Source organism: Streptomyces sp. NTH33, assembly GCF_003236365.1.
Taxonomy (GTDB): domain Bacteria; phylum Actinomycetota; class Actinomycetes; order Streptomycetales; family Streptomycetaceae; genus Streptomyces.
Genome location: NZ_POTZ01000332.1, coordinates 1 through 7,777, shown reverse-complemented (window position 1 = coordinate 7,777; position 7,777 = coordinate 1). Strand labels below are relative to the sequence as shown.

Genomic DNA, 7,777 nt, shown 5'->3' with positions numbered 1-7,777 from the left:
ACCCGCGCCTGTCCGCCGTACCGGACCCCGAGCTCTGCCCGCAGTGCCGTACGCCCCGTGAGGGCGCCGCGCCGTTCTGCGAGGAGTGCCGGTGGAACTTCCTGACGAACACGGCGACCTCGTACACCCCGGCCGCGCCGCGCCAGCCCGGTCCCGGTCCCGGCCAGGGTCCCGGTCCGGGTGCTCCCCGCTTCCCGCAGCCGCCCGGCCCGCCCTTCGGCGGCGACTCCTACGAGTACCAGGGCTCCCGGCCCTCGCAGGTGAACCGCCCGGCCGAGCCGATCCCACCGGGTCCGCCCTTCGGCACCGAGCCCCCGGGCCGCCCCGGCGGACCGGGCGGCCCCGGCGGCCCCGGCCCCTCGGGTTTCGGCCCCGGCCCGTCGCGGCAGGTCCCGCCGCCGCCCGGGACGCCGCACCCCGGCGGTCCCGGTGGGCCTGGTGGTCCCGGTGGGCCTGGTGGCGCCCCGCAGGCGTTCCAGCAGGCCGGTCCGCCGGCCCCGCCCGGGTTCCCGCAGGAGACGGGCCGGCCCCAGTCGGGCGGCCCCTCCTTCGGCGGTGACGACGACTGGGTGATCTCCCCGCCGTCGGCCACGGGCCCGTCCGGTCCTGCCGGCCCCGGTGGTCCCGGTGCGGGGCAGGGCGGCGGCTACGGCTACCCGCAGCCCGGCGCCACCCAGGCCCCGCCCGGCCCGGGCTTCCCGCACCAGCCGCAGCAGCCGGCGACCTGGACGGCGACGATCGGCCCCGACCGCGAGTACTTCATGGCGATGATGCAGCGCTCCGGCCCCGAGGCCGCAGGGCTCAACCTGCCCGCGTACTCGCCCGAGCAGCAGCGCACGCTCACCGGCAACCAGGTCACCATCGGCCGCCGCCGGCACTCCACCGGCGACACCCCCGACATCGACCTGTCGGTGCCGCCGGAGGACCCGGGCGTCTCCCACCAGCACGCGGTGCTGGTCCAGCAGTCCGACGGCAGCTGGGCGGTCGTCGACCAGAACTCGACCAACGGCACCACGGTCAACGGCTCCGAGGACCCCATCCAGCCCTTCGTCCCGGTCCCCCTCCAGGACGGCGACCGGGTCCACGTGGGCGCCTGGACGACGATCACGATCAGGCGCGGCTAGAACTCCCTGTCCACCGGACCACGCCGGGGGCGGCCGCACGGCCCTCCCCGGCTCCGGGTCCTAGGTCTCCGGCCCTCGGTCCCCGCGTCTGAGACCATGGACGCGTGAATGAGATTCGGCGCGGCACGCTTCAGGAGCAGACCTTCTACGAGCAGGTCGGCGGGGAGGAGACCTTCCGTCGGCTCGTCCACCGTTTCTACGAGGGGGTCGCCGAGGACCCCGAGCTGCGGGCCATGTACCCCGAGGAGGACCTGGGTCCGGCCGAGGAGCGGCTGCGGCTGTTCCTGATCCAGTACTGGGGCGGTCCGACGACGTACAGCGAGCGGCGCGGGCACCCGCGGTTGCGGATGCGGCACGTGCCGTTCCGGGTCGACCGGGCGGCGCACGACGCCTGGCTGCGGCACATGCGGGTCGCCGTCGACGAGCTCAGCCTGTCGCCGGAGCACGAGCAGAAGCTGTGGAACTACCTGACGTACGCGGCGGCGTCGATGGTGAACACACCGGGCTGAGCCTCCTCCTCGTCGGTCTCCTCGTTCCCCGAGTCCCGTATTCCGGTCACTCCGCGCCGGAATACGGTCACGATCCGATCAATCTCGGTTCACGAACGCTTACTCCGCCCCGTCCGCTCTGAAAGCATCGCCCGGAGGTCCGGACAACTTCGGGGGGAGCCGGGTGGCGGGGTTCACGGGATTCGTCCTGCTGCGTGCGCGGGCGCACCGGCTGCTGCTGGCCGCCGCGCTGCTCACGGTCCTGCTGACCACGGCGGTGCTGGCGACGCTCACCGCGTACTCCGGCGCGATCGGCGACGCGGCGCTGCGCCACTCCCTGCGGGACCCGCGCAACGCGGCCGACACCACCCTGGTCGTCCACACCGACGTCCCGCCCGCCGGGCGCGCGGCCACCGAGGCCGCCGGCGCCGCCGTACGCGAGCGGGCCCGCACGGCCTTCGACGGACTGCCGGTCACCGTACGCGCCCTGGTGCGGTCCGGCCCGTACGGCCTGCCCCGTTCGCTGCAGCCCCCGGCGCAGAGGTCCGGTGACCCGGACCTGACGTACTTCGCGGCCCTGGACCCCACGCAGGTCCGGCTCGTCACGGGCCGTCTCCCGGGCAGGGCGGCGGCGGACGGGCTCGAGGCCGCGCTGCCCGTGGCCGCCGCGCAGCGCCTGGGCCTGGAGCCCGGCGCCCGGCTCGCCCTCGCCGACCGGCTCGGCGGCCCGAAGGTCCACGTGCGGATCACCGGACTGTACCGGCCGGTGGACGCCGGGGCACCGTACTGGCAGCTGGACGATCTGGGCGGCCGCGGGGTGCGCAAGGTCAACTTCACGACGTACGGGCCGCTGCTGGCCGACCCCGGTGTCGTCGGTGGCGGGAAGGTGAGCACGGGCCAGAGCGCGTGGCAGGCGTCCGCGGACTTCTCGACCCTGACGACCGACCGGATGGAGGCACTGCGCGACGCGGTCCGCGAGGGCAGCGCCTCCTTGCGGAAGACGGCCGAGGTGGGCGGCACACCCAAGGTCACCACCTCGCTGCCCGAGGTCCTGGACCGGATCGACCGCTCCCTGCTCGTCGCCCGCTCGACCCTGCTGATCGCCGCGCTCCTCCTGGCGTTGCTCGCCGGCCACGCCCTGCTGCTGGTCGCCCGGCTGCTGAGCAGCGAACGCGCCGGTGAGACCCGCCTGCTGCGGGCGCGCGGCGGCTCCCGGGCCCGGCTGGCGGGCCTCGCCGCCACGGAGGCGCTGCTGCTCGCCGTGCCCGCCGTGGTGTGCGCGCCGCTGCTGGCCGGGCCGCTGACCGGACTGCTGGCCGGCCAGGGCGCCCTGGCCCGGATCGGGCTGCACCCGGACGTCTCGGCGACCGGGCGGGTGGGGGTGTGGCTGGTCGCGGCGGCCGTGGCGCTGGGCTGCGCGCTGGCGGTGACCCTGCCCGCGCTCACGTCGTCGTCGGCCGGCCGGCGGGCCCGGGCGCTGCCCGCGCCGCTGCGGGCGGGCGCGGACCTCGGACTGCTGGCGGTGGCCGCCGTCGCGTACTGGCAGCTGGACCGGCAGCCTTCGGGCGCGGTCAACAGCGACCGGACGGGCACGCTCGGCATCGACCCGCTGCTGGTCACCGCGCCCGCGCTCGCCCTGCTGGCCGGGACGGTGCTGACCCTGCGGCTGCTGCCGCCGGTGGCCCGGCTGGCCGAGCGCCGTGCGACCGGGGGCCGGGGACTGCCGGCGGCGCTGGCGGGCTGGCAGTTCAGCCGCCGCCCGACGCGCGGGGCCGGTCCGGTGCTGCTGCTCGTCCTCGCCGTCGCGCTGGGCATGCTGGCGATCGGCCAGGGCGCTTCCTGGGACCGTTCGCAGGACGACCAGGCCGACTTCCGGGCGGGCGCGCCGGTGCGCCTGCTGGCCGCCGGCGAGGGGGACCTCGGCAGCACCGAGCAGTACGCGGCCGTCCCGCACGTCCGCGCCGCCGCCCCCGCCGTGCGCACCACGCTGCCGCTCGCCGGCGACCGCACCGCGACCGTCCTCGCCCTGGACACCACCCGCGCGGCGGACGTGGTTCTGATGCGCCCCGACCTGGCGTCCGGGCCCGTGCGGCCCCTGCTCGCGGAGCTCGCGCCCAAGAGCCCCACCGCGGGGTTGAAGCTGCCCGCGGGCACGACCCGGCTGGGACTGGCGGTGGGCCTGAAAATCTCCGGGACGGGGACATCGGTGGACATGGGGGTCACCGTGGAGGACCGCTACGGCGTCCCGTACCGGATGCCGCTGGGCACGCTGACCACCGACGGCCGCTCCCGCACCCTGGACCTGGACCTCCCCGCCACCACGGAGCCACTGGTCCTGACCGGCCTCGACCTGAGCATGCTCCAGCCCGCCGACCGCGCCGAGCAGCACCGCCTCACCGTCTCGGCGGTGACCGCCACGGGCGCCGACGGGACGGTACGGCACCTGTCGCTGCCGACGGCCTGGAAGGCGGTCCTGGCCGGCACCGGCACCGTCTCCTCCCCCGACGGCGACACTGCCCCGACCAAGCCGGTCGTGACCTCCGCACGCCCGTTGACCGTCGCCTACGGCACCGGCTACCTGCCGCTCGAGCAGAGCTGGACGGCGGCCTCGTTGACCCTGCGGGTACAGATCGCCCAGCCCGCGCAGCAGGAGATCGCGGCCGTGGCGACCGACCGCTTCCTGGACTCCGTGGGCGCGCGTCCGGGACAGCGGGTGGACGTGACGTTCGGCGGCCGGAACGTCCCGGTCCGCATCGTCCGTCCGGTACGGGCGCTGCCCACCGCGGCCGTCCCCGGGCAGGGCGGTTCCGTGGACGCGGCGCACGACGGCGGCGGCCTGCTGATGGACCTGCGCTCGGTGAACCGGCTGCTCCAGACCCGCTACGGCGACCGGGTCGCGCCCACCGAGTGGTGGCTGGACACCGACGCCCACCGCGCGGCGGACGTGGCCGCGGCCCTGCGCGCCCTGCCGGACATCGACCCGGCGCAGGTCGTCGTACGGGACGAGATCGCCGGCCAGTTGCGCGACGACCCCTTCGGCGCCGGACCCGCGGCCGCGTTCACCGCGGCGGCCGTGGTCGCGGCGGCGCTGGCCGCGGTCGGCTTCGCGGTGAGCGTCGCCGGGTCGCTCAGGGAGCGGGACGCCGAGTTCGCCGTACTGCGCGCCCTGGGAGCCCCGCGCCGTCAACTGGCCCGGACGCTCGCCGCCGAACAAGGCGTGCTGGTGGCCCTGGCGCTGATGGCCGGCGTGGCCCTGGGCACCGTGCTGACCCGGGCCGTGATCCCGCTGATCATGCTGACCGGACAGGCCGTGAAACCCGTGCCGGCCGTGCTGGTCCACCTGCCGCTCGGCCAGGTGGCCGTCCTGCTGGCGGCCGTCGCCGCCGCACCGCTCGTCGTCACGGCGGTCCTGGCGCTGCGCCGGGCCGACCCGGCGGTGTCCCTTCGAGACCGCGGAGGTGAGTGAGGTGACCCCCGTCGCTCCCGCCTGGACACAGGTGCGGCTGCGCACCGCACCGGGTGCCGCGGCCGCCCTCGCCCTGCTGGTCGCGCTGACCGCGTGCCTGGCCGCCGCGTTCCCGCGCGCGCTCGACCGGTACGAGGACGCCGGCCTGGCCCGGGCCGTGGAGCGGGCGACCCCGAAACGCACCACCGTGCTGATGTACGCCCCCCAGCCCGGCCCCCAACTCCCTCAGCGGCAACGGGAACAGGCGCTGCTCCCCCAGGCCGTGGGCCGCCAGTACGCCGCTGTCCTCGACACCGTCCGACGGCCGCTCGCCGCCGACCCCGGCCAGTCGGCGTACGGAGTGCTGACCCGCAACGACCTCGCCGTCCCCGACCGCTGGCTCTCCCGGCCCAGCGGACTGCCCGCGAAGGTGCACCTCGTCGCACAGAGCGGACTGGCCGCGCACTCCTCGGTGCGCGCGGGCCGGCTGCCGCGGGCGAGCGGTGGGGTCACGGCGGCGACCGCGGAGGTGGAGGCGGCCGTGACCGCGGAGACGGCCAGGAAGATGCACATCGAGGTCGGTTCGGTCGTCCACGTGCCCGCCGTGTCCCGCCCCCCGCTCGCCGTCCGCGTCACCGGCATCCTGACCCCGCGCGAGCCCGACGGCGCGTACTGGTCGACGCAGCCCCTGCTGCGCACCCCGGACCTGATGCGTGTGCCCTCGCCCGAGCCCGACCCGCCGAAGTACTGGCTCGGCGTCCTGCTGCTCCCGCCCGAGGCGGCCCCCGCGCTGCTGGGCACCGCCGGGTACGCCGCGCCCTACTGGCAGGTGGCCCCCGACACCCGTGCCCTGCACGCTCGCGACCTCGACGGCCTGAAGTCCGCGGTCGCCTCCCTGGCGTCCGGGCCGGGCCTGGGGCAGGTACGCGAGGCCACCGACCCGGAAACACAGGCGAGCACCGACCTCGACGACGTGCTCCTCTCCTACGACGGTCTGAGGTCCGGCATCGTCCCGCTGGTCGCGGTCGCCGCCGTCGGCAGCGCGACGGTCGCCGCCGTCGTCCTGCTGATGGCCGGGGGCCTGGCCGCCGACCGCCGCCGCGCCGAACTCGCCCTGCTGCGCGCCCGCGGCGCCTCCCTGCGCGGTCTGACCGGCCGGCTGCTCGCGGAGACGGCGGTGGTCGCCGTGCCCGCCGGGGCGCTCGGGCTCGGTGCGGCCCTGCTCGCCGTCCCCGAGGGCCGCCTCCTCCCCGCGGTCGTCGCGACCGCCGCGGTCACGGCCGTGGCCTGCGCCGCGCTGCCGCTGCGCGCGGCGACGGCGCACCGCGTGGTCCGCGTCCACGGGCCGCGCGAGGACACGGTGTCCGTACGTCCCTCCCGGCGCCGTACGGTCGCCGAGCTGACGCTGCTGGTGATCGCGGCGGGGGCGGTGGAGGCGCTGCGGCGGCGCGGGGTTTCGGCGGACGCCGGTGCGTCGGGGGATCAGCTGGTGTCGCTGGCTCCGGTGCTGGTGGGCGTGATCGCGGCCCTGGTGCTGGTCCGCCTGTACCCGTGGCCGCTGCGCCGGCTGACACGCCTGTCCGGCCGGACGCGCGGGGTGGTGGGGCATCTGTCCCTGGCCCGCGCGGGCCGTACGTCCGTCTCGCCGGTGCTGCCCCTGCTGGCGCTGCTGACCGCGCTCACCACCGCCGCCTTCGGCGGCTCGGTGCTGGCGGGGGTGGCCGACGCCCGCGACCGGGCGGCCCTCCTCGCGGTCGGCGCCGACGCCCGTGTCGAGGCAGCCGACGCGCTGCCGGCCGGGCTGCCCGACCGGGTCCGCCGGGCACCGGGCGTACGGGACGTCACCGAGGTCAGCCTCGACCACCGGGCCAAGGAGGGGGAGAACCTGAGGCAGGTGCCGCTGGCGGGCGTCACCCCCACGCAGTACGCGGCCCTGGCCGACCGCACCGGGCTCGGCGCCTTCCCGGCGGAGCGGCTGCGGCGGCCGGCCGACGCCGGCTCCCGGGCCCCGCTGCCGGCGCTGGCCTCCCCGTCGGTCGCCGCGACGTACGGCACCCGGCCCTTCCCGGTGCGGCTGGGCGACGGCACCGAGGTGACGGTCCGGATCACCGTGGTCCGGGACCGGACCCCGGCCGTGATCGGTACCGGTTTCCTGGTCGTGGACCGGGCCGGGCTGGGCCGTGCAACCGCCGGGACGAGCACGCTGCTGCTGACCGGCGAGCACCTGGACGCGGGCGCCCTGCGCCAGGCGGTGGGCAAGTCCGCGTCCGTACAACTGCGCTCGGCGCAACGGAGCCAATACGTCGACTCGCCCCTGCAGTCCGGCACCGAGACCGTCTACACGGCGGCGGTGGCGGCGAGTGCCGGGTACGCCGTACTGGCCCTGCTCCTCGCCCTGCTGCGCGCCGCGCCCGAACGCGCCGCGTTCCTCGCCCGCCTGCGCACCATGGGCCTCACCCGCGCCCAGGGCCGCCGCCTCCTCGTCCTGGAGTCGCTCCCTCAGGCCCTGCTCGCCGCGGCGGGTGGGGCGCTGACGGGCTGGGCGGCCATCCGCCTCCTGGCCTCCGGCATCGACCTGACGGCCGTCGCCCTGCCGTCGACGGCGGCGTCCGCCGGTGAGAACCCGCTGCGGACGGACCCGCTGTCCCTCGCCCTGCCCGCGGCGGCGGTCCTGCTGCTGGCGGTGGGGGTCGCCGTCGGGCAGGCGTGGTGGACGGGGC

General features: G+C 76.9%; 4 protein-coding genes. All 4 read left to right on the top strand.

The window, feature by feature from the left end:
* The first annotated feature begins 8 nt into the window (after window positions 1–8).
* Complete coding sequence (locus tag C1I97_RS26200) at window positions 9–1,124, top strand: FHA domain-containing protein (RefSeq protein ID WP_111005628.1); 1,116 nt, start codon at window positions 9–11, stop codon at window positions 1,122–1,124.
* A gap of 104 nt (window positions 1,125–1,228) precedes the next feature.
* Complete coding sequence (locus C1I97_RS26195) at window positions 1,229–1,633, top strand: globin (protein WP_111005626.1); 405 nt, start codon at window positions 1,229–1,231, stop codon at window positions 1,631–1,633.
* Window positions 1,634–1,796: 163 nt separating this feature from the next.
* Window positions 1,797–5,078, top strand: a complete 3,282-nt coding sequence (locus C1I97_RS26190; RefSeq protein ID WP_111005625.1) for an ABC transporter permease — start codon at window positions 1,797–1,799, stop codon at window positions 5,076–5,078.
* A gap of 1 nt (window position 5,079) precedes the next feature.
* Window positions 5,080–7,777 (top strand): FtsX-like permease family protein (locus C1I97_RS26185; protein WP_441349153.1); only part of this gene is annotated, 2,698 nt, incomplete at its 3' end.